21 protein-coding genes are annotated in these 23275 nt (G+C 49.8%); 17 read left to right on the top strand and 4 right to left on the bottom strand.

Features of this window, described 5'->3' with window-relative positions; all coding sequences use genetic code 11:
* Positions 1–174: 174 nt before the first annotated feature.
* Positions 175–711 carry a transcription repressor NadR gene (locus ADU22_RS22810; RefSeq protein ID WP_053364213.1) on the bottom strand — a complete coding sequence of 179 codons (537 nt, stop codon included), beginning with the start codon at positions 709–711 and terminating at the stop codon, positions 175–177.
* Positions 712–775: 64 nt separating this feature from the next.
* A complete protein-coding gene (locus ADU22_RS22805) occupies positions 776–1912 on the bottom strand; it encodes an IscS subfamily cysteine desulfurase (protein WP_053364212.1) in 1137 nt (378 codons plus the stop codon).
* Positions 1913–2009: 97 nt separating this feature from the next.
* Here ADU22_RS22805 and nadB point away from each other — a divergent pair, with 97 nt between their 5' ends.
* The 12 genes from nadB (at position 2010) to yajC (ending at position 14243) form a co-directional block, all read left to right on the top strand.
* A complete protein-coding gene (nadB, locus tag ADU22_RS22800) occupies positions 2010–3593 on the top strand; it encodes an L-aspartate oxidase (protein WP_053364211.1) in 1584 nt (527 codons plus the stop codon).
* A complete protein-coding gene (nadC, locus tag ADU22_RS22795) occupies positions 3562–4395 on the top strand; it encodes a carboxylating nicotinate-nucleotide diphosphorylase (protein WP_053364210.1) in 834 nt (277 codons plus the stop codon). Before nadB ends, nadC begins: the two co-directional genes overlap by 32 nt.
* Positions 4396–4412: 17 nt before the next feature.
* On the top strand, positions 4413–5513 hold the full coding sequence (gene nadA / locus ADU22_RS22790; RefSeq protein WP_053364209.1) for a quinolinate synthase NadA: 1101 nt from the start codon (positions 4413–4415) through the stop codon (positions 5511–5513).
* Positions 5514–5850: 337 nt separating this feature from the next.
* On the top strand, positions 5851–7737 hold the full coding sequence (gene safA / locus ADU22_RS25670; RefSeq protein WP_053364208.1) for a SafA/ExsA family spore coat assembly protein: 1887 nt from the start codon (positions 5851–5853) through the stop codon (positions 7735–7737).
* The gene (locus ADU22_RS22780; protein ID WP_197280099.1) at positions 7664–8704 is read left to right on the top strand and encodes a phosphotransferase; all 1041 of its coding nucleotides are present in this window, start codon (positions 7664–7666) and stop codon (positions 8702–8704) included. The genes safA and ADU22_RS22780 overlap by 74 nt, the downstream gene beginning before the upstream one ends.
* 430 nt (positions 8705–9134) lie before the next feature.
* Positions 9135–9671, top strand: coding sequence for an intercompartmental signaling factor BofC (locus ADU22_RS22775; protein WP_053364206.1), 537 nt, complete (start codon positions 9135–9137; stop codon positions 9669–9671).
* Positions 9672–9828: 157 nt separating this feature from the next.
* Positions 9829–10425, top strand: coding sequence for a Holliday junction branch migration protein RuvA (gene ruvA, locus ADU22_RS22770; protein WP_053364205.1), 597 nt, complete (start codon positions 9829–9831; stop codon positions 10423–10425).
* Between the two features lie 46 nt (positions 10426–10471).
* A complete protein-coding gene (gene ruvB, locus ADU22_RS22765; protein WP_053364204.1) occupies positions 10472–11473 on the top strand; it encodes a Holliday junction branch migration DNA helicase RuvB in 1002 nt (333 codons plus the stop codon).
* Positions 11470–11676: a DUF2905 domain-containing protein gene (locus ADU22_RS22760; protein WP_046526232.1), complete on the top strand. Its 207-nt coding sequence runs from the start codon at positions 11470–11472 to the stop codon at positions 11674–11676. The genes ruvB and ADU22_RS22760 overlap by 4 nt, the downstream gene beginning before the upstream one ends.
* A gap of 30 nt (positions 11677–11706) precedes the next feature.
* Complete coding sequence (gene queA / locus ADU22_RS22755) at positions 11707–12735, top strand: tRNA preQ1(34) S-adenosylmethionine ribosyltransferase-isomerase QueA (protein ID WP_053364203.1); 1029 nt, start codon at positions 11707–11709, stop codon at positions 12733–12735.
* Positions 12736–12803: 68 nt separating this feature from the next.
* A complete protein-coding gene (tgt, locus tag ADU22_RS22750; RefSeq protein ID WP_053364202.1) occupies positions 12804–13943 on the top strand; it encodes a tRNA guanosine(34) transglycosylase Tgt in 1140 nt (379 codons plus the stop codon).
* A gap of 36 nt (positions 13944–13979) precedes the next feature.
* On the top strand, positions 13980–14243 hold the full coding sequence (gene yajC / locus ADU22_RS22745) for a preprotein translocase subunit YajC (RefSeq protein ID WP_046526235.1): 264 nt from the start codon (positions 13980–13982) through the stop codon (positions 14241–14243).
* A gap of 311 nt (positions 14244–14554) precedes the next feature.
* Here yajC and ADU22_RS22740 read toward each other — a convergent pair whose 3' ends face one another.
* Positions 14555–14935: a TIGR04086 family membrane protein gene (locus tag ADU22_RS22740; protein WP_053364201.1), complete on the bottom strand. Its 381-nt coding sequence runs from the start codon at positions 14933–14935 to the stop codon at positions 14555–14557.
* A gap of 167 nt (positions 14936–15102) precedes the next feature.
* On the opposite strand from ADU22_RS22740, the gene ADU22_RS22735 reads away from it, so the two are divergent.
* Positions 15103–15744 (top strand): DUF421 domain-containing protein, encoded by a 642-nt coding sequence (locus tag ADU22_RS22735; protein WP_053364200.1) that lies wholly within the window; start codon positions 15103–15105, stop codon positions 15742–15744.
* A gap of 41 nt (positions 15745–15785) precedes the next feature.
* On the opposite strand, the gene spoVB is transcribed toward ADU22_RS22735, so the two are convergent.
* Entirely contained in the window at positions 15786–17360 is a 1575-nt protein-coding gene (gene spoVB, locus ADU22_RS22730) for a stage V sporulation protein B (RefSeq protein WP_053364199.1), read from the bottom strand.
* Positions 17361–17484: 124 nt separating this feature from the next.
* Between spoVB and ADU22_RS22725 the strand changes: the two genes are divergently transcribed.
* The 4 genes from ADU22_RS22725 (at position 17485) to ADU22_RS22710 (ending at position 23221) form a co-directional block, all read left to right on the top strand.
* Positions 17485–17781 carry a post-transcriptional regulator gene (locus ADU22_RS22725; protein WP_053364198.1) on the top strand — a complete coding sequence of 99 codons (297 nt, stop codon included), beginning with the start codon at positions 17485–17487 and terminating at the stop codon, positions 17779–17781.
* 155 nt (positions 17782–17936) lie between these two features.
* Positions 17937–20198, top strand: a complete 2262-nt coding sequence (gene secDF, locus ADU22_RS22720) for a protein translocase subunit SecDF (protein WP_053364197.1) — start codon at positions 17937–17939, stop codon at positions 20196–20198.
* Between the two features lie 153 nt (positions 20199–20351).
* The gene (gene recJ / locus ADU22_RS22715) at positions 20352–22718 is read left to right on the top strand and encodes a single-stranded-DNA-specific exonuclease RecJ (protein ID WP_053364196.1); all 2367 of its coding nucleotides are present in this window, start codon (positions 20352–20354) and stop codon (positions 22716–22718) included.
* The gene (locus ADU22_RS22710; protein WP_053364195.1) at positions 22709–23221 is read left to right on the top strand and encodes an adenine phosphoribosyltransferase; all 513 of its coding nucleotides are present in this window, start codon (positions 22709–22711) and stop codon (positions 23219–23221) included. Before recJ ends, ADU22_RS22710 begins: the two co-directional genes overlap by 10 nt.
* Positions 23222–23275 lie beyond the last annotated feature (54 nt).

Here is a 23275-nt window from a genome sequence, read left to right as displayed (position 1 = left end):
CCCAAATCCGGGAATCGAGTCCAATCCGGTCACAATGAAGTGTTCAATGTGACCCAAACTCCAAAAATGGGTCACAATGCAAAAAATGAATCCACCCACCAAAGCCAACCAGGCGGGAACCTCCACAAATACAATCAAGCTATCCTATCCAACCAACGCCTCTAAAAATTTCCCTTATTGCTCAATCAAAAACCGCGCCGTCCTCATGGCCTCTTCCGCTTCGTCGAGAACTTTTTCCGATGGGGCGGAAATGGTATGGAGGTGGATTCCTTCTGTCAGTTCGGAAAGGTAGCCGGCGTTGGTTGTTTTGATTTTTTCCATGAATTGCTTGACCTCCCGGCGGTTGGATACCATGATGGAAGCGGTCAAATCGCCGTAGACAGGGTGTTCGATGCGGACATCCCTGACGGTGACCCCATGGTCGACAAGGAGGTTGAGCTCCTCCTGGGTATCTCCGGGCTCGTGGCTGCAGGCGATGATCCGTTCGGCCAGAGCGGCAGGTCCCGTGGAGGACATGTACAGGTATCCCTGGCTTGTGGCAAGAATAGGTTCATTCCTCGCCTTCAGCAAGGTAATATCCCCGACAATCACCTGGCGGCTGACATTGGCTTTTGCCGCCAGCTCGCTTCCTGTCAGCGGCTCTCTGCTTGACTTCAGCAAATCGAGCAGCATCGTCCGCCGTTCTTCCCCTAATAGTTTTTTCTCTTTCATGGCTGCCTCCTTTCAAAGGCTCATTCTATTAAGAGATTTTATCATAACCTGGTCATGAAGTTAATCAGGACGAATGCTGCTGGGCGATTTCTCGTAAAATCCGGGCAAGGCCAATCGTGTCTTCCATGGTTGTCTGGCGTCCGAAGGATACCCTGAAAAACTCCTTGGCCGCTTTGCCGCCGATGCCCATCGCACTCATCGTTTTCGCCGGGGAAAGCAAATCGGTATGGCAGGCCGAGCCTGTCGATATGCTGTATCCTTTCCGATTGCATTCGAGCATGATCCATTGTCCTTCGAGGCCGTGAATCTGCATTCCGACAATTCCGTGAAGCTGAAAGCCCTCGCCAAGGCCGTGAATCTTCACTTTATTGGGCAAATCGCTAAAATGCTCAGCGAACACCTTCCGCAGCTCCCTGAGATGGGAGGATTCCTCCGCAAGCGCTGTAACAGCCTTTTGCGCGGCTGCCGTCATCGCTATGATGCCCGGGAGGTTGACAGTCCCGGGCCTGAAGCCTTTCTCATGGGTGGTGCCGGCAATATGCGGCCTCCATGGAATCCGGGGATCCAGGCAGGCAGCACCCACACCTTTTGGCCCATAAAACTTGTGGCCTGAAAGCGAAAAGGCGTCCACTGCGGATACCGCCTCCGTTATTTCCGTCTTTCCGAAGGTTTGTACAAAGTCGCTGTGAAACAGAATGCCTCTTTGCCGGCACAGCTGGCCGATTTCTTTTACCGGCTGAAGCGTGCCGATTTCGGAATTGCCATGCTGGATGGTCACAAGAACTGTGTCCTCCCTCAAAGCAGCCTCTACCTGCCGAAGGCCGACTCTTCCATCCTCTTCAAACGGCAGGAAGCTAACCTCATAGCCTTGGTTTTCGAGCATCTTCATGACATTAAAAACGGAAGAATGCTCAGCCATGCTGGTGACGATATGGCGGCCGTTCCCCGGGCTTGCTGCCAGAAGCGCCCTGATGAGCAGAAAGTTGCTTTCCGAGCCTCCCGAGGTAAAAAACAATCCCCCAGGATCCACTCCAAGCAGGGAAGCCAAAGTCTTGCGGGCATTCTCGAGCAGGGCGGCGGCAGCGGAACCTGTATCGTGCAGGCTCTGTGTGTTTCCATAGAATTCTGTTGCCGCCTTGACATAGATTTCGGCGGCTTCCTGGTCAAGCGGAGTGGCCGCTGCATAGTCAAAATATTTCATGGCTTCTTCTCCTAAACTAGAAAAATACTTGTCATTAGTGTAAATGTATGTAAATATAAGTGTCAAGACACCTGTATGTTCAGGAGGCTGGAAAAAGATGATAACTAGTGATGTGCTGATTGTCGGGAGCGGGATAGCCGCCCTGCAGCTGGCAGTTAAACTTCGAAATGACATTAATGTGATAGTCCTCACAAAGTCTTCCTTGAAAAACGGGAATTCCCATATGGCCCAGGGAGGAGTGGCTGCTTCAATCGCTGTGCAGGATGATCCTTACAAACATTTTCTCGATACGGTCGAAGCGGGAAGCAGGCACAATGACACCCGTGCTGTTTTGGAAATGACGAGGGAAGCTCCAGCCATTATAGAAGAAATGAAAGATTCAGGCTGCCAATTTGACGCCGATAAAGACGGGGAGCTGATGCTGGGAAGGGAAGGGGCGCACAGCGTCAACAGGATCGTCCACGCAGGCGGCGATGCAACCGGAAAAATGATGGTTGAATTCCTGGTTTCGCAGCTTCGCGAAAATGTACAGGTAGTGGAAGATACTCTTGTATATGAGCTGCTTCTGAATGCTAGGCAGGAATGCATTGGCGTGAAAGCCCTGGCTCCTGACGGGCAAATACAGGTTTACAAAAGCTCCCATGTGGTGATTGCAAGCGGAGGCTGCGGCCAGCTGTACCGGTACACTTCCAATGCCGATACCGTTACCGGTGACGGGCTGGCACTCGCTTACATCGCGGGGGCCCAGCTGGCGGATATGGAGTTTATCCAGTTCCACCCGACGCTGCTTTATGTGGATGGAAAAACGCATGGACTGGTATCGGAAGCGGTCCGCGGAGAAGGGGCCGTGCTGGTGACAGGGGCGGGAAAACGGATTATGGAGGATATCCATCCAATGGGCGACTTGGCCCCAAGGCATATCGTTTCCCAGACCATCTACGATTATCTCAAAAATGGGGAGCCTATCTATCTTGATATTTCTTCAATAAGCCATTTTGAAACCAGGTTTCCAACCGTCTCGGGAATATGCCGGGGTGGAGGAATTGACCTGGAAGAAGGTAAAATCCCGGTGGCTCCCGGAAGCCATTTTTTAATGGGCGGCATTAAAACGGACCATATTGGCAGGACCACTGTCTCCGGCCTGTATGCCATAGGGGAAGCATCTTGCACCGGCGTCCATGGCGCCAACCGGCTGGCAAGCAATTCCCTGCTTGAAGGATTGGTCTTTGGCCGACGTTTGGCTCATTTTTTCAACAGTCTTCCGCCTGAGAGGCTGGAGCCGGACAATGAGGCAATTTTAGTGGAACATAAAAAAACAGGAGCCCTGCCTCTTCCGGAAAAAGAGGAGCTGCAGCGGATGATGATGGAGCGGGCTGGCATTGTCCGTCATGGTGATTCCTTGAACATGCATAAAAAATGGCTTGAATCCTTCCAGGTGGAAAAATGGCTTGATGAAAAGCTTGATTCCCGCACTCCCGAAGAAATCACCAGGGCATTTATGCTGATTGCTTCCTGGCTGGTAACGGATGCTGCTCTTGCGAGGACAGAAAGCAGGGGCGGCCATTTCCGGGCTGATTTTCCTGCTGAAGATGAAAAATGGCTGAAAAAGCAAATCGTGAAAAAAAGAATGATAAAAAAGGGTGATATGGGTGAACCACTTAAAGCTGCGCTTACAACTTGAATCTTTTTTTCTTGAAGATATCGGCGAAAGGGATGTTACAAGTGAACTGATTTTCGGCTCAGCCGGGAAAGGCGAGATTGTGTTTATCGCCAAGGACTCCGGCATTTTTTGCGGGGAGGAGGTCATCAGGACAGGCTTCAGGCTGCTCGATCCTGATGCAGAGGTTGAGCTGCTGATTTCTGATGGCGGCAAAGTGGAAAAGGGACAAAAATTGGCTGTCGTCAGCGGACGGACCGCGGATTTGCTGAGAGGCGAGCGGGTTGTCCTGAATCTGGTGCAGAGAATGTCCGGGATAGCGACCAGAACAAGGGAGGCAGTTGAAGCGTTGGGCAGTTCCCATACAAGAATTTGCGACACACGGAAAACGACACCCGGCCTGAGGATGATGGAGAAATACGCAGTCCGCTGCGGCGGCGGCTTTAACCATCGCTATGGACTGTATGATGCCGTGATGATCAAAGACAATCATATTTCTTTTGCCGGAAGTATAGCCAATGCGGTTGAGGCGGTTCGAAGCCAGCTGGGGCACATGGTAAAAATCGAAGTGGAGACAGAAACAAAGGAACAGGTCCTTGAGGCTGTCGCAGCGAAAGTGGATTGCATCATGTTTGACAATACCGCTCCCGAACAGATTAGGGAGTATGCCGCTCTTGTGCCCGAAGGGATCGCAACAGAAGCATCTGGCGGAATTACCATGGAAACTCTTGCTTCGTTCCGCGATACCGGAGTCGACTATATCTCGCTCGGCTTTTTGACCCACAGTGTCAAAGCGATGGATATCTCGGTGAAAGTGAATCTTTAGGAAAAGGGGAGATGGGGATGGATTTGCTGCAAATGCTCGACACAAAAGGGCTGCCGGAAAAATACCGGAGCATGTCAACAGAGGAACTGGAGGACAGGGTTAGGTCCATCAAAATCAAACTGGGCAGGAAACTTTTTATTCCCGGGCATCATTATCAAAAGGATGAAGTCATTCAATTTGCCGATGCGACCGGTGATTCACTGAAGCTTGCGCAGTTGTCTGCGGAAAACCGCGAGGCGGAGCATATTGTGTTTTGCGGAGTTCATTTTATGGCCGAAACCGCGGATATTTTAACGATGAAAAATCAGAAAGTGTATTTGCCCGATATGCGTGCAGGCTGTTCCATGGCGGACATGGCCGACATCTACCAGACCGAGCGCGCGTGGGCAAAGCTTACGGAGCTGTTCGGCGAGAGTATTCTGCCGCTAACCTATGTTAATTCGACCGCGGCCATTAAAAGCTTTGTCGGTGAGCATGGAGGAGCAACGGTCACTTCATCCAATGCAGAAAAAATGGTGCGATGGGCATTTGAACAGAAAGAAAGGCTGCTGTTCCTGCCTGACCAGCATCTTGGCAGGAACACCGCTTATAATATCGGAATTCCGCTTGAGGCTATGGCTGTGTGGAACCCGATTGCCAATGAGCTGGAATACAGCGGCCCGCTTGAGAAAGTGAAGGTGATCTTATGGAAAGGGCATTGTTCCGTCCATGAAAATTTTACAGTGGAAAACATTGCCCATGTCCGCGAGGCATATCCCGGGATGAAAATCATTGTACATCCTGAATGCAGGCGCGAGGTGGTCGCGTTATCGGATATGGCAGGTTCGACCAACTATATCATTGATGCCATCAGCGCCTCGCCTCCAGGCTCTTCCTGGGCAATCGGAACAGAAATGAACCTGGTGAAGCGGATTATCCAGCAGCATCCGGATAAACAGATCATTTCCCTGAATCCGCATATGTGCCCGTGCCTGACCATGAATCGCATTGATTTGCAGCATCTCGTCTGGTGCCTGGAAGAAATCAGGCAAGGCAAGGACCACAATCTGATTGAAGTGGACAGTGTCATAGCCGAAAATGCCAGGAAAGCCCTCAACAGAATGCTGGTACAATCATAATGAACGCACTCGGAATGAGCCATCCTGCAAAAACAGGATGGCTTTTTCTATTTCGGCAGAGTTCCGGCCTGGCCCCTTTTCAGTTCAATTACAGTTTTTTAGCTGGAAAAGCTTTAATTTTTATTTCCCGAACATATACATGGCTAGAGAAAAATGGTTTTGGGTGTTTGCCCTGCGAATGACTTGTCGTGCCGAGTGGTCATCCTGTTGCTTCCATTTAGCCGGCGGGATAGATTCTGCTGCCGGCTGGCCTTCAAGCTTTGTTTTAAAAAATTAATGGCAATTTGCCCACACCGACATACACTATATGGACTTATGCCATAGGAGGGAAATCAGATTGAAAATCCATATCGTACAGAAAGGGGATACTCTCTGGAAGATCGCCAAAAAGTACGGGGTTAATTTTGAAGAGCTGAAAAAGATGAATACACAGCTTAGCAACCCAGATATGATTATGCCCGGCATGAAAATAAAAGTTCCGACCACAGGTGGAAATATAAAAAAGGAAGCACCGATGACTGGCGGACCGCAGGCAAAGATCAATATGGGAAGCAAAAAAGAAATGCCCGTCAAGGAGCAACCTTTTGTAAAAGAGAAGCCGCTGCCGGAACAACAAGCGCCGCTTCCGGAGATGGAAATGCCAAAACCCGCACCAAAGCCAATGCCAAAGCCGGTTCCGAAACCAATCATGGAAATGCCGAAGCCAGCGCCAAAACCAATGCCGAAACCGATTATGGAAGCGCCAAAGCAGATGCCTGCACCAAAGCAAATGCCTGCTCCAATGCAGATGCCTGCGCCTAAGCCGATTATGGAGGCACCAAAGCAGATGCCGGCTCCAAAACAGATGCCAGCACCAAAGCCAATTATGGAAGCGCCAAAACAGACGCAAATGCCGCTGCCAGCCATGGAAGCGCCAAAGCAGCCGGCAGGCGTATACAAGGAACAGCCAATCAAGCCATTTACTCCAAAAATGCCTCAGCAAATACTTCCAGAAATCGATATGAACAACTACTATGTTCAAAATATGGCCAATATGGCTTTGCCGGAGCAGCAAATGCCGTTTCCAGCACAGCCACAGCTGCCGCCTAAGCCGGCGAACATCTTTCCAAAGCAGCCGGCCAAGATGACAGAAGGCATGGGGGAGTCATCCTCGTTCCTGCCTATACAACAAGGAGGTTTCCAAGAGTCTATGATTCCTTATCCACATTATTTCCCAATGTCTCCAGGCATGCATGGTGGGGGTATGCAGCAGCAGCCAATGGCATACCCGCAGGTACAGGGAGCGGCAATGCCTTATGGGGCGCCAACAGAGAGCTCCATGTTCGAATCGTCCTATATGCAAATGCCTATGATGCCAAATATGCCCCACCAAAATGTAATGGGCATGGCAAACATGCCTCATCAGGCGGGCGTGGAAAACATGCCCCACCAAAACGTGATGGGCATGGCAAACATGCCGGCCCCAATGCCAGTTCAGACAGCACCGGCAATGGGATATCCTTGCCCTCCGACACCAATTTCGCCAATCCTGCCTGGTTCAGGCCTGTGTGAACCTTATGGTTTCCAGCATACAGGCATGCCGATGGTGGGAGGAGCGATGGACGCCCAGATGCCTATGATGCCGATGGTGGGAGGAGCGATGGACGCCCAAATGCCGCATATGCCGCAAGTGGGAGGAGCGATGGATGCCCAGATGCCGCATATGCCACAAGTGGGCGGGGCCATGGACGCCCAGATGCCGCACATGCCGCAGGTGGGAGGAGCGATGGACGCCCAAATGCCGCATATGCCACAAGTGGGCGGGGCCATGGACGCCCAAATGCCACTGATGCCGCAGGTACAGGGAGCTATGCAGGGACCAGGAGATTGTGGCTGCGGCCCAGGAATGGGCTATTCGCAAGGCGGATATGCTCCGCAAATGGGGTATGGCCCGCAAGCCGGATATGCTCCGCAAATGGGGTATGGCCCGCAAGCCGGATATGCTCCGCAAATGGCCTATGGCCCACAAGCCGGATTCGCCCCGCAAATGGGGTATGGTCCGCAAGGCGGATACGCTCCGCAAATGGGATATGGCCCATATGGCGGATATGCCCCGCAGATGGGGTATGGCCCGTATGGCGGATACGGTCCTCAAATGGGATACGGCCCGCATGGCGGATATGCCCCTCAGGCTGGATTCGGAATGCCGCGCGAAGAAGACGCTGACGAAAGCAATGAATATTAAATTTCACCCGAGAAGGGACGATTCTACTGATCGTCTCTTCTCCTATTTACAATCCGCCCTGCCGGTTCGGATTGAGACAATGACAAAAATCAGGGACCGTGTTTTCCTGCTCCGCACTGGAAATACCTTCTTCATGCTAAAAGCCTATTCCAGTGAAGAAAAGCTTCAGCAGCAGCAGGTATTTACAGCTGCTCTAAGAGAAGCAGGCTTTTCAGAAAGCTACACCTTTCTAAAGCTTTCGGACCAACCCCTATTTTTTGAGAACGCTTTTTACGGCTGTCAGGAGTATATTCCGCCCAGCTCCAAGCCCTTCAATTATCTGGCACAAACAGAGCGGGAGGAGGGCCTTGGCTTGCTGGCAAAATACCATATGGCCACAAGGGATCTTGTCCCGGAGTTCAGGTTGTCCGTTCCCAAACAGGATATTTGGCAAAAATGGCAGGAAAGGGCGGCAGGGTTCAAGCGGAACACCAAGATTGTAAACTATTTTGTCCAGAAGCAGCTGACAGCGGAGATTCTGGACTGGTCTGAACTGGCCCTTGAAGGAATGGCCGAAAACCTGGGACAGCTCTATGCTGCCGAACCCGTCATTCTCCATGGCGATGTCGCCCACCATAATTTCCTCAGGGATGAAACAGGACGCTTGTGTTTGATTGATTTCGACCTGATCTCCCTTGGCCCTGAGACCTGCGACTTGCTGCAGTATGCCAACCGGATCCTGCCTTTTATGAATTGGTCATTGGAATCCCTGTCCGCGATGAAGGGGTTTTCCGGCTGCTTGTCCAATAAGGCTTTTTTATATGGACTTATGTATCCGGCTGATATTTTCCGTGAATGGAATCGCATAATCAGGCTGAAGGCCTATTATAATCCGGCGCGGACCGCCCCGCTGATCGAACTGACGGTAAACCAGTTCAATGCCAGAAAAAGATTCATTGAAAAAGTAAAAAAACTCACTCAAGAATAAAACCGGGGCGATTTTGGTTAGAAAAAGGTCCAGTTTTCATCCTTTTCTGTTAAAATTACGCTGAACTGGCCATTAGAGCACCCAACAAGAGGGGAGACAGCATGTTTCAATTATGCTGCCTCCCTTTTTGTGGTTCTTTTATTCTACTTCAATAATGGATTGCATCAAAGATTTGAATTTATGCTTCAATTATGGGGGGAATTGCATCAAAGACTTGAATTTATGCTTCAATTATTCAATTTTATTGAAAAACCTGTGTCCAAGATGTGAACAACCAGTTAAGTCCCGGTAAACAGCGCTATGGGAGAACAGGAATCGAAGGAACCACCGGAGTAAATACCCCAAAGCCATCTCCGCCCCCTTTTCGCATTATAAAATAAAAATAGTTGGCCAAACTAGAAATGAACCTAAATGAGTGAGGTGACCGGCAATGGGAATCAAGTCTGTTGTCATGACGCTTTGCATAGCTGGAATGATCGGCTTGGCATTCTTACAAAACGGCGGGGGAGTTTCAGCAGCTGGGCAGCCCGGAAAAAACGATGATGCAGGTCCGCTGGAGTTAACGGTCATTTTGGAGAGAGTCTATCTTGACGGCGAAGTCAGTGAAGAGAGAGTGGAAGAAAAAGTCTGGGCGCTTAGTGATTTTTGGGCACGGTACGAAGGTTGGGAACTGATAAGTCTCGAAGACAATCAGGTTGTTTTTAAACAGCATGTAGATGACATCTCCCCATTGTTGAAAGCAAACGGCTATTTCGGCCTTTCCGGTGATGGTGTGCTGACCATCTTCAACGGCCGGCCGGATGAATCGAATATCATCCAATCCTTTTTTCAAATAGACGTGGGCAAACTGGAGAGCCGGAAACGCCAGGAGCTGCGGAATGGAATCCCGATCCGCTCAAAAGATGAATACGAGAAGGTACTGGAGACCTTTAAATCTTACACAAGGGATGAAAAACAAAAAAAGTAGCCAGGGCCGGGTAATCCGGCCCTTCTTTGCTGTTCCGGAAAAAACGGCTGAATCGACTGTATGTTCGCTTTTTTGTGCTTGGACTTGCAAATTTCCTCGTTCCTGGAGACATAGTGTGATAAAATGGTGGGTACAGCAAAATGGAGGAGAGAAGGATTTGTACGAGTATATTAGAGGAAAAGTGGACTTTATCAGTCCTGAATACATAGTCATCGACAACGGCGGCATTGGCTTTCAAATCAATGCCCCCAATCCATTTGCCTATTCAAAGGATATCGGCAAGGAAGTTCAGGTTTTTACCTATCACCATGTTCGCGAAGACGTGATGGCACTATATGGCTTCCGTTCGCGCGAGGAAAAGACATTGTTTATGAAACTCCTGAATGTGACGGGGATCGGGCCCAAAGGAGCGCTTGCCATCCTGGCTTCCGGAGAGCCTCAGCAGGTAGTACAGGCGATTGAAAATGAAGATGAGGCCTTCCTGGTCAAATTTCCCGGTGTCGGCAAGAAGACGGCGAGACAGATGATCCTTGACCTGAAAGGCAAGCTTCAGAATATCGTCCCTGATTTCTTCCCGAATCTCTTCCAGCCTGAGGAAGACGGCCAGAGCAGCGATCTGGATGAAGCTTTGCTTGCCTTGAAAGCCCTGGGCTACTCCGAAAGGGAAATCCAAAAGGTGGTGCCTGAGCTGAAAAAGGAAAAGCTTGCGACCGACCAATATATTAAAAAGGCACTGCAGAAGCTATTAAGATAGTGAATACGATATACCGGAAAATATGAAGTTTAAAGGATGATGAATGATGGAAGAGAGAATCATCTCCGGGGAAGCGGGCGAGCAGGAAGTTTCCTTTGAACAAAGCTTGCGGCCGCAGACATTAAAGCAGTATATTGGGCAGGATAAAGTGAAGGAAAACCTCCAGGTGTTCATCGAGGCCGCGAGGATGAGGCAGGAAACTTTGGACCATGTGCTTCTCTATGGGCCGCCCGGACTGGGAAAGACCACGCTTGCCGCAATTATTGCCAATGAGATGGGCGTCAATCTGCGCACCACATCCGGTCCGGCGATCGAACGTCCCGGCGACCTCGCCGCGATCCTCACGGCGCTTGAGCCTGGTGATGTTCTGTTCATCGATGAAATCCACCGGCTGCCAAGGTCGATTGAGGAAGTGCTCTACCCGGCAATGGAGGATTTCTGCCTCGATATTGTCATTGGGAAAGGACCGACAGCACGTTCCGTCCGTCTCGATTTGCCGCCATTTACCCTTGTCGGCGCCACAACAAGGGCAGGTTCCCTGTCGGCGCCGCTGAGGGACCGCTTTGGCGTGCTCAGCAGGCTTGAGTACTATAAGGAAGAGCATCTGCGGGAAATCGTCCTTCGTACCGCTGAGCTTCTTGATACAGAGATTGATCCCTTCGCAGCAGCCGAAATCGCCCGCCGTTCACGCGGAACCCCGAGGATTGCCAACCGCCTGCTTAAGCGGGTCAGGGATTTCGCCCAGGTGAGGGGCAATGGCTCGATTGAAGCGCAATTGGCCGATGAAGCACTGGAACTGATGCAGGTCGACAGACTGGGGCTTGACCATATTGACCATAAACTGCTGAAGGGAATTATTGAAAAATTCCGCGGCGGCCCAGTCGGCCTCGAAACCATTGCGGCCACCATTGGCGAGGAATCGCAGACGATTGAAGATGTATATGAGCCCTATCTATTGCAGATCGGCTTCCTCCAGCGGACGCCGCGGGGCAGGCTGGTGACGCATCGGGTATATGAGCATTTTCAATTGGAGGTGCCTGCCGAATGACAGGAATGGGAAAACTGTTAATGTTCCTAGGGGCAATCATTTTTATTGCCGGATTCCTGATCCAATTTTTAAAACTCGGAAAGCTGCCAGGTGACATTGTCATCCAGAAGGGAAACTCGACATTCTACTTCCCGATTGTCACCTCGATTGTCGTCAGCATTGTGCTGTCACTGATTTTTTACTTTATTGGACGCTTTCGTTGAAATCTAAATGAATATAGGTGAAGAAACAACATGAAGGTAGATTTATTTGATTTTCATTTGCCTGAGGAATTGATTGCCCAGGTGCCGCTGGAACAAAGGTCGGAAAGCAGGCTGATGGTGCTTGATAAAAAGACCGGCGGGCTGCAGCATGACGTGTTCAAACATATCAAAAGCCATCTCCGCCCAGGCGATTGCCTTGTCCTCAATGACACGCGCGTGCTGCCTGCAAGGCTCTTCGGCATGAAGGAAGACACCGGGGCCAAGATTGAAGTGCTCCTTTTGAAGCAGCTTGAAGGAGACAAGTGGGAAACGCTTGTCAAGCCTGCCAAAAGGGTAAGGGAAGGAACAAAGCTTGTCTTTGGCGATGGCCTTCTTACCGCCGTTTGCACAGGCTCTTCCGACCATGGCGGCCGGGTGCTCGAATTCTCCTATGAGGGCATTTTTTATGAAGTTCTTGAACAGCTTGGCGAAATGCCGCTGCCTCCGTATATCAAGGAACAGCTGGATGACCAGGAGCGATACCAGACCGTGTTTGCCAGGGAGCGCGGTTCAGCTGCTGCGCCAACCGCCGGACTCCATTTTACCGAAGAGCTGCTGGAAGAGCTGAAGGAGGCAGGTGTCCATATCACCTTCATCACCCTTCATGTCGGACTTGGCACGTTCAGGCCTGTCAGTTCCGATAGTATTGAGGAGCATGAAATGCATGCCGAGTTTTATATCATGTCCGAAGGGACCGCAAGGCTGCTGAATGAAGTCCGCGAGCAGGGCGGACGGATCATTACGGTGGGCACGACCTCGACCCGGACCCTTGAGACGATTGCTTCTGCCCATAATGGGGAATTTGCGGCAGCGACAGGCTGGACGGATATCTTCATCTATCCCGGCTATGAATTCAAGGGCATTGATGGGATGATCACGAATTTCCATTTGCCGAAATCAACATTGATCATGCTGGTTTCCGCGCTTGCGGGACGGGAGCATGTCCTTCATGCCTATAATACGGCCGTACAGGAAAGGTACCGTTTCTTCAGCTTTGGCGATGCCATGCTGATCATCTGACAGCTATGGCGGGAGCTAAGGCGCACCGTTTAAAAGAGGACTTTATATCATGGAAGGAGCATACACAATTGTCTGCTATCTCTTACGAATTAATCAAGACATGCAAACAGACAGGAGCAAGGCTGGGGAGGGTGCACACTCCGCACGGTTCCTTTGAAACACCGGCATTCATGCCAGTTGGGACGCTTGCCACTGTCAAGACAATGGCCCCGGAGGAACTGAAGGAGATGGGGGCGGGAATCATTCTCAGCAATACCTATCATCTATGGCTTCGCCCGGGACATGAAACGATCAGGGAAGCTGGCGGCCTTCATAAGTTTATGAACTGGGACCGCGCCATCCTCACCGATTCGGGCGGATTCCAGGTATTTTCGCTGAGCCAGTTCCGCAAGATCGAGGAAGAAGGAGTCCATTTCCGCAACCACCTGAATGGGGACAAGCTGTTTCTATCTCCTGAAAAGGCGATGGAAATCCAGAACGCCCTTGGCTCCGATATCATGATGGCATTTGATGAGTGCCCTCCATATCCGGCCTCATTTGAATACATGAAGGCATCAGTTGAAAGAACATCAAGATGGGCGGAGCGCTGCCTGAAAGCCCATAAGCGTCCGGAAGACCAGGGCCTGTTCGGGATTGTCCAGGGCGGGGAATACGAGGAGCTGAGAAAGCAGAGTGCGAAGGACCTTGTATCGCTGGACTTCCCGGGCTATGCGGTTGGCGGCCTGTCTGTCGGCGAACCGAAGGATGTCATGAACAGGGCGCTTGAATTCACAACGCCTTTGCTTCCTGCCAATAAGCCGCGTTACCTTATGGGCGTCGGATCTCCTGATAGCCTTATTGACGGTTCGATCCGCGGTATTGATATGTTTGACTGCGTTTTGCCTACAAGGATTGCCCGCAATGGAACACTGATGACGAGCCAGGGGCGCCTTGTCGTGAAAAATGCACAGTATGCGAAGGATTTTGGCCCGATTGACCCGGAATGCAGCTGCTATACTTGCCGCAATTATTCACGCGCCTATATCCGCCATTTGATTAAATGCGATGAAACATTCGGGATTCGACTTACGACTTATCATAATCTGCATTTTCTGCTACAATTGATGGAGCAAGTCAGACAAGCAATCAGGGAAGACCGTTTAGGCGACTTCAGGGAAGAATTTTTTGAGCGTTATGGCTTCAACAAACCAAATGCGAAGAATTTTTAATAAGGCTGGCTTGAATGAATGAAAGGAGGAGAATAAATGGAAGGTTTGATAGGTACAGTATTTCCGCTCTTGCTGATGTTTGTCCTTTTCTACTTTTTGCTGATCCGTCCGCAGCAGAAGAGGCAAAAGGCCGTTCAGCAGATGCAGAGTGACCTTAAGAAAGGCGACCGTGTGGTAACAATCGGAGGCCTTCATGGATTTGTCGATGCACTTGACGAAGGGACTGTCGTGATCAAGTGCGGCGATGGAAGCCGTCTTACATACGACCGCGCCGCAATCCGCGACGTCGTTCAGGATTAATACCAGAAAAAACAGGTGCCCTGTGCACCTGTTTTTTTTGTATGGATAAAAAATATAAGTTTTTACACTTCGATAACTGCCCAGCTCCAGCGCCTAGCCAGTTTTCATCCTTGGGTTACTTCCTTGAGTATCTTGCGATAAGCGTAGCTTTGAGCAGCGCGAGTCGCTTCGGTCCAGCTGTTGAAGTCAAAGAACGACTTCATCAACTGGCCCTCCAGCGCTTGTCGGGGCTGAGCATTAAGGAAAAGCTTCCAAGAATTAGCATCGCAGGAACAATCCGTTTTTAGATTGTTCCGAAGGCGCCTGAGCTCTTAGGTTCTTGAACTAGACATATTGACTCCAAGGATGCCGCCCATCATGGCTGTGATGATATAGCAGATATGGTAGATGATCTGCTCTGTGGAAAACAGACTGTCAAGTCCCAGATATTGAAACAGAAAGATGATGGCCGAATAAATCAGTCCTGTGGCCGTCCCGATGAACCATCCTTTTTCTTTGCCTTTTTTTCCGGTGATAAAGCCGCCGGCGAACAGTGACATAAATGACACCGTCGTCACTGCATATTGCAGGGACGATTCCTGTAATGATGTAAAGGTAAGTAAAATTGAGAAAATAAGGCTGCTAACGATGGCGAATACGAAAATAGCAATGACTCCGTAGATTACGGAAATACCCAAACCCCTTGATTCCATTGTCTTCTCCCCTTCCCGCCAGCAAAAACCGACTGGTATCGTTTAGTACAAGCATATTCGCCAAAGCGGAAAATAGACTTAAAAATTCTCCTTTCTTTGCCACTTATAATTTTCCTCAAGTTGCAAAGTCTATATCTTAATGCAGTCAGCGAAGGGAGATTATTTGGATGGAAGAATACGGAGCCATAATCCTTCGAACCTTGCTTCTTTACATTATAATTATCATCATTTTCCGGGTAATGGGAAAAAGGGAAATTGGTGAACTTAGTCTGCTCGATCTGGTTGTATTTATCATGATTGCCGAAATTGCGGCAATGGCGATTGAAAACATAAACGATCCCCTGGTCAAATCCTTGTTGCCAATGGCCCTGCTGGTCGTCGTCCAGTTCCTCCTGGCTCTCGTTTCCTTAAAGAGCAAACGCTTCAGGGACATTATTGACGGCAAGCCCAGCATTGTAATCAATAACGGTAAAATCGATGAAGGGGAGATGCGGAGGCAGCGCTATAATTTCGATGACCTTCTTCTGCAGCTGCGGGAAGAAGGAGTGGGGGATATAGCGGATGTCGAGTATGCCATCCTGGAGTCATCGGGGAAAATGTCTGTTTTTAAAAAAAGTGCATCGGAGAAGCTCTCGCTTCCTTTAATTCTTGACGGCACCATCAATGAAGAAAACCTGATCCTTATTGGTAAAACGAAAGACTGGCTGACTGGCCAACTGAAGAAACAGGGCTACAGCTATGATGACGAAATATCCTATTGCTCCTATAAAAACGGCAAGCTCTTTGTCGACATAAAAGATGAAAAATAACACGCCAGGCAAATGGACTGGCGTGCTTTTCGTTTCATGGGCTAAGTTTTGAACCAGGTAAAGGCGAGGGAGGAGAGAGGGCGTCCAATGACAGGAATCATTGCGAGCTCCTCTTTTTTTACCAGACCGGCCAGCAGCACGAGCAGGCAGTATGTGATGGAAATCAAAACAGCCGCTGTCAGCACGCGCATGTGAAGGACGCCGATGGTACCGAGGCTGTCCCAAATTTGGAAGCCAATCCAGCCTGAGAGTCCCATGACAAGGAATGTTTTGGCATATTCCAAAAGGTGGAAGGTGAAAGAGACGGCCTTCAGGACGGTCGCAAAATGAAGGATGGTGACGAGCACGAATCCCATCGTAAGCCCGAGCGCGGCTCCGTTAATGCCAAAGGCAGGCTGGCTTGCGAGCAAAAAGATCACGGCTGTTTTTGCGGCATTTCCGACCAGGCTGTTGATCATCGCAGCCCTGGCAAGATCCAGAGCCTGCAGGGTGGCTTGAAGCGGCCCCTGAAAATAATAGAAAATGAAAAATGGTGCCATCAGCTTGATGAACCCTGTTCCGCTGTCAGTTCCATACATCACGAGCATCAAAGGCTCGGCCAGCACATACAGGACGATGACGGCCAGTCCGCCGGTTAAAAGTGAGAAGCGAAGCGACTGCTGCAGCAAGTGTTCAATAACCCGGTAATTCTTATGGGAATTGGCTTCGCTGATGGCTGGCACTAGGGAAGTGGAAAGCGAAAAAGTGATGAACGATGGCAGCATGAGCAGCGGCAGCGCAAAACCTGTCAAAGCTCCATACTGCTTTGTTGCGGCACCAACGGCTACACCTGCCAGGGCGAGGCTGTGTGCCACCACAATTGGCTCGAAGAACCATGATATCGAGCCGATCATCCTGCTGCCCATCGTAGGCAGGGAGATGCTCATCAGTTCCCCGAAGGTTGTTTTCCCGGATTGGACAAATTGAAAAAAGTCTTTTCGAAGCCGGAATTTTTTCTTGATTTTAAAAGCGGTCATTAAATAAAGCAGGGAGACGAGTTCCCCGATGACCGATGAAGCCATGGCGGCAGCCGCCGCGTATTCAATCCCGTAAGGCAGGAATGTCTTTGTCATCACAGCTATCAGGGTGATCCGCACAACCTGCTCGATCACCTGCGATACGGCAGCGGGCTTCATATTTTGCCTGCCCTGGAAATACCCCCTCAAGACGGAAGAAACGGCAATGATGGGGACCACTGGGGCAATTGCGAGCAAAGGAAGCAAAGTCCGCTGGTCCGTAAACAAAGTTTGCGATAATTGGGGAGCCAGCAGGAATAGCGCCGGAGTAAATATAAGGGATAGCGAGATGGTAGTCGCCAGTGAGACAACGAGTATTTTTTTTATTTTCGCAAAATCACCCTTGGCCTCGGCCTCGGCCACATGTTTTGAAATGGCCACTGGCAAACCCAGCTGGGTAATCGTGACAACCAGGATAAAAGTGGGGACAGCCATCATATATAGGCCAACGCCTTCTTCCCCGATGAACCTTGCAACGACAATCCGGTTGATGAACCCGAGAATCCTGGTTACCAGGCCGGCTATCAGCAATATCATGGTTCCTTTCAAAAATTTGGACATCCTGCTCCCGCCTTCTCAAACAAGCTAAATTCAGATACAATAATCTATATGCACAAGAGTGGACAAAGCATGACAGGATTAAAGTTTTTTCAAAATCAACAGGAAGCCAGGGAGGCGGATTGAAATGGAGAGCGGGCATAGCTATCAAGTATTCAGGGACCAGGTCACTCCAGCATTGAACAGCAAAAGGGAGGAATTCGAAATGCTCGGCTATGGCTCTGTCAGCGAGCAGCAATTATGGGATTTCCTTGTCCAAAAAAAGTGGAAAAAGCAAAAGGAAGAAATCCGCCTGTACGAAATCGTTGCCGAAATTATGGCAATCCAGCCCGGCGAATTCATGAACCATGCCACGGTGGAGGCTTTTAAACTTGGAAGCTTTGCTCTTGATGATGAAGATGAATTAAAGGAATTGTTAAAATAGGCGGTTTGCCTTTAATTGTAAAAGATGAAATTGACAGTAAATTTAAACTGATTCATAATAAAAAGGCTAACTTCCGGGGAGATTCAGCCTGCTGCATCTGCCTGGAGGATACCTTCACATTCTTTTGCTAACAGATTAAGGAGGACTTATACATAATGGTAAAACGGAGTCGCATCGTTGCGTTCTTTCTGATTGTACTCTTGATCGGGGGCGCAATGGGCCTAACAACCCAGAATATACTGGGGAATATCAAGCTTGGACTTGACTTGCAGGGTGGGTTTGAGGTTCTCTATGAAGTGAAGACGAAGGACGGACAGCCGGTTGACCGGGAAACATTGGTCAGTACGGTCGAAGCGCTTGACCGCCGTGTCAATGTTCTCGGGGTAAGCGAGCCGAATATACAGATAGAAGGCGAAAACCGGATCCGCGTCCAGCTTGCCGGTGTAACCGACCAGGCGAAGGCAAGGGAGATCCTTTCCACCGAAGCGAATTTAAGTTTCCGGGACGCCAATGACAATCTGATGATGGACGGCGGCGACCTCGCTGAAAATGGAGCTTCCCAGAGTTTCGATGAAAATAACCGCCCAAGCGTTTCGCTTACTTTAAAAAGCGGGGAAGAATTCGGAAGGGTAACGAGCGAAATTCTTTCGATGTATCCCGATAATCAGCTGGTCATCTGGCTTGATTTTGAAGAAGGCGTGGACTCCTACAAGGAAGAGCGCATGAAGGCAGACCCTAAGTTCCTGTCCGCTCCAAATGTTGACCAGGTCCTGCCGCAGAAAACGGTGCAGATAACCGGCAGCTTTTCCATCGATGAAGCGAAGGAACTGGCCAATCTGCTCAATGCCGGAGCATTGCCGGTAGAGCTTCAGGAAGAATATTCGACATCTGTTGGAGCAAAATTCGGGGAACAGGCTTTGACATCAACCATCTATGCCGGAATCATCGGCATCCTGGCCATCTTCGCGTTTATGCTGGGCATTTACCGATTCCCGGGCGTGATTGCCTTTGTGACACTATCGATTTATATTTATCTCGTTCTGCTTGTATTCGACTGGATGAATGCGGTCCTGACACTGCCGGGGATTGCTGCGCTGATTCTCGGTGTCGGCATGGCTGTGGATGCGAATATCATCACCTACGAACGGATAAAAGAAGAGTTGAAGGTAGGCCGGAATATTCAGGCCGCCTTTAAGGCAGGCAGCAAAAACTCGCTGTCAACAATCCTGGATGCGAACTTCACAACGCTGATTGCCGCCATTGTCCTGTTTGTGTACGGGACAAGCTCGATAAAAGGGTTTGCCACGATGCTGATCGTCAGCATCCTGCTCAGCTTCGTTACCGCTGTATTTGGGTCCCGGGCGTTCCTGGCCCTTTGGGTGGGCAGCGGACTGCTAAAGGACAAGCCAGGCTGGTTTGGTGTGAAAAAGAGTGAAATCCATGATCTGGCTGATAATGTGGATACGCTTGATCTGAAGACGAAGTTCGAAAAGATTGATTTTATCAAATACCGCAACAGATTCTTTATGATTTCTGCCGGACTGATTGCGGCCGGACTGATTATCCTCGCTATTTTCAGGCTCAATCTTGGCATCGACTTTGCCAGCGGTACGAGAATTGAAGTGCTGTCCGAGAGCCGGATCAATGCTGACGAGCTAAAGGAGGATCTTCAGGCTTCCGGAATTGAAACCGATGATATCGTCATTTCAGGCGACAATGGTGAAATAGGTGTGGCACGATATAAGGACGCTCTCACCAAAGAAGAGATTGCCGATCTGAAGGCAGATTTTCAGGGTAAATACGGCGCTGAGCCGAATGTCAGCACCGTTTCGCCGACGATTGGAAAAGAATTGGCTAAAAATGGAGTTGTCGCGTTGTTGATCGCTTCGGTCGGAATCGTTCTTTATGTAACATTCCGGTTTGAATGGCGCATGGCTTTGCCGGCAATCATCTCCCTCTTGCATGATGCTTTCTTCATCATTGCGGTGTTCAGCCTTCTGCGGCTGGAAGTGGACCTTACTTTCATTGCGGCGATCCTGACGATTATCGGTTATTCAATCAATGACACCATTGTGACGTTCGACCGGATCAGGGAAAACCTGCAGAAGAAAAAGAGGCTCAGGACGCCTGAAGAGATTGCCGAAATTGCCAACAGGAGCCTTCGCCAGACGATGGGCCGCTCTGTCAATACCGTCTTGACGGTCGTGCTGCCTGTCATAGCCTTGCTGATTTTCGGCAGTGAATCGATCTGGAACTTCTCCTTTGCCTTGCTGATCGGCTTGATTTCAGGAACCTACTCTTCCTTGTTCATTGCCGCCCAGCTGTGGTACGTTCTGAAAAAGAGGGAATTAAAGCAAAAAGGCACAATTGTTACGTATAAGGAAAAACGCAAAAATACGGATGAACCGGTGGTCTGATCAGATTCGCAGCTGCCCCGGTTGAAGCCCAGACGCCGCAGGGAGGCTTTTCCCGCGGCGTCTTTTCTGTCTGTCAAGGCCTGTTCCGGCTATAAACGCCAATTGAAACAGCGGGGCACCTTCTGTATAATAGAAAGGCTGAGAGGTGAGCGTATGCTGAAATCCAGGACAAGATGGGTTGTCAAGCCCACAGACCTGCAAAAAGCGCAAGAGCTGGCAGAGGCAATGGACATTGCCCCGATAACAGCTGCATTGTTAGTGAATCGCGGAATAGATACCGTGGAAAATGCCCGGTATTTTTTATTTGAACAAACACTGTCATTCCATGATCCTTTTCTGTTAAAAGGAATGGATGTACTGGTAGAAAGAGTGAAACGCGCCATCGCAAATGGCGAACATATCCTGATTTTTGGAGACTATGATGCGGATGGTGTCAGTTCCACTACCGTCATGATGAGGGTTCTGCTCGACATGGGAGCCAATGTGGACTACTACATTCCAAACCGCTTTACTGAAGGGTACGGCCCGAATGAAGCTGCCTTCAGAAAGGCTGCGGAAAAGGGAGTAAAGCTGATCATCACTGTCGATACCGGAATATCGGCGCTTCATGAAGCAAAGGTTGCCCGCGAACTGGGATTGGACCTGATTATTACCGACCACCATGAACCAGGACCGGTCCTGCCGGAAGCACTGGCCATCATCCACCCAAAACTGGAGGACAGCGTCTACCCATTCAGGGAGCTTGCCGGTGTCGGTGTTGCCTTTAAGGTGGCACATGCCCTGTACGGGTTTGTCCCGGAGGACTTGCTTGAAATTGCCGCTATCGGAACCATTGCCGACCTTGTTTCTCTAACAGGGGAAAACCGGCTGATTGCCAGAAATGGAATTTCACAGCTTAAGAGAACCAATAATCATGGGCTGCGCGCCCTGCTGTCGCTCTCCAAAACGGAGCCTTCCTCCATCAGTGAGGAAACAATCGGCTTCATGATCGGACCGCGCATCAATGCGGCCGGCCGGCTTGGCAGCGCAGACCCTGCTGTCAAACTGCTGCTGACAGATTCCCGGGAGGAAGCGATGATGCTGGCTGAGGAAATCGACCTGCTGAACAAGGAAAGGCAAAGCCTTGTCGCTGCCATATCCGAGGAAGCCATTAAGGAAGTGGAGATGAATTTTCCAGTCAAGGAAAATCATGTTCTTGTCATAGGCAGGGAAGGCTGGAATCCGGGAGTCATTGGCATAGTGGCTTCAAGGCTGGTTGAGAAATTCTACAGGCCGACAATCGTGCTCAGTTTTGACAAGGAAAAGGGAATCGCAAAAGGATCAGCCAGAAGCATCGCCGGATTCGATCTTTTTAAAAATCTGTCCACCTGCCGTGATCTTCTGCCGCATTTTGGCGGCCATCCGATGGCTGCCGGGATGACGCTTGGCCTTGAGGATGTGGACCAGCTCAGGGAAAGGCTCAATGTCCTTGCGGCCGAACAGCTGAACGAGAAGGATCTGATACCTGTCACCGAGGTGGATCTGGAGGTCCGTCTTGAGGAAATCAGTCTTGAAAGCATAAAGGAAATGGGGCAGCTTGCGCCTTATGGTGTAGACAATCCTAAGCCGAAGGTAATGATCAAGGATGCCCAAATTGCTACGATGCGCAGGATCGGAAGCAACAACAGCCATATCAAGATGACGCTTGCCAATGGCGGGGCGTCCCTTGATGGCGTTGGTTTCGGACTTGGCGGGCTGTATGAGCAGATTTCGCCGATTTCCTCTGTCTCGGCCATTGGCGAGCTTTCCATCAATGAATGGAATAATATCAGGAAGCCGCAGATCTTCCTTCAGGATGTGGCTGTGCACTCGTGGCAGCTGTTTGACCTAAGAGGCCTCAGGCGGCATGAAAAGCTTGTCGGGATGATACCTGGCCACTCCACCAAATGGGTTGCTTTTGGGGACGGAGGGGTAGAGAAGTTTTCTCCTTTTATAGCCGGGCCGCTGAATAAAATCAGTACGGCAGAGGAAGCAGCCTATATGGATGTTGATGACCAGAATATTGTGCTTCTGGATATGCCGCCATCAAGGCAGATTCTTGAAAAGTTATTTTCCGGCAAATCCCCGTCCAGGATCTATGTACACTTTTACAAGGAAAACAGTGACTTTTTCAGTACCATGCCAACCAGGGAACACTTTAAATGGTTTTATGCGTTTTTGGCGAAGAAGGGTGTCTTTGACCTGAAAACCTATGGGGAGGACCTGGCGAAATACCGGGGCTGGACAAAAGAAAGTGTGGATTTTATGTCACAGGTGTTTTTTGACCTGGATTTTGTTAAAATAAACAATGGATTAATTTCCTTGGAGAAGAGTGTGCCGAAAAGGGACTTATCTGAATCAAAGACTTACCAGAGAAAACAAGCTACATTCGCTCTTGAAAATGATTTGCTTTATTCAACATTCGAGCAGCTTAAAAGCTGGTTCGACCAAGTCATTCAAGGGTCGGTGCAAAATGAGGAGGCAATTACAGAATGGATTTAAAGGAATTCGTAGCCATTGTGCCTGACTGGCCAAAGGAAGGCATAAAATTTAAGGATATAACGCCACTGATGGCGGATGGCGAAGCATATAAATATGCAACCGACCAGATTGTCACCTATGCCCGCGAAAGGGAAGTGGACTTGATTGTGGGTCCCGAAGCGCGCGGCTTCATCATCGGCTGCCCGGTTGCCTATTCACTTGGAGTAGGTTTTGCTCCAGTACGGAAGGAAGGCAAGCTTCCACGCGAGACAATCAAGGTCGATTATGGCCTGGAATATGGCAAGGATGTCCTTACGATCCATAAAGATGCGATTAAACCGGGACAGAGAGTCCTGATTGTCGATGATCTTCTGGCTACAGGAGGCACAATCGAGGCGACCATCAAATTGGTGGAAGAGCTCGGCGGAGTCGTTGCAGGCATCGCATTCCTGATTGAATTAACTTACCTGGAAGGCAGAAGCAAACTCGAAAAATACGATATCAAGGCAATTTTGAATTACTAGCATGCAAGGGCACTTCTATTTGGAGTGCCTTTTGTCTATATGCGATTGTATTTT

This window comes from Bacillus sp. FJAT-27251, assembly GCF_001273925.1.
In the GTDB taxonomy this organism is placed as follows: Bacteria; Bacillota; Bacilli; order Bacillales; family Cytobacillaceae; genus Mesobacillus_B.
The sequence above is the reverse complement of the archived record's forward strand: the minus strand, read 5'-3'. Positions and strand labels throughout refer to the sequence as shown.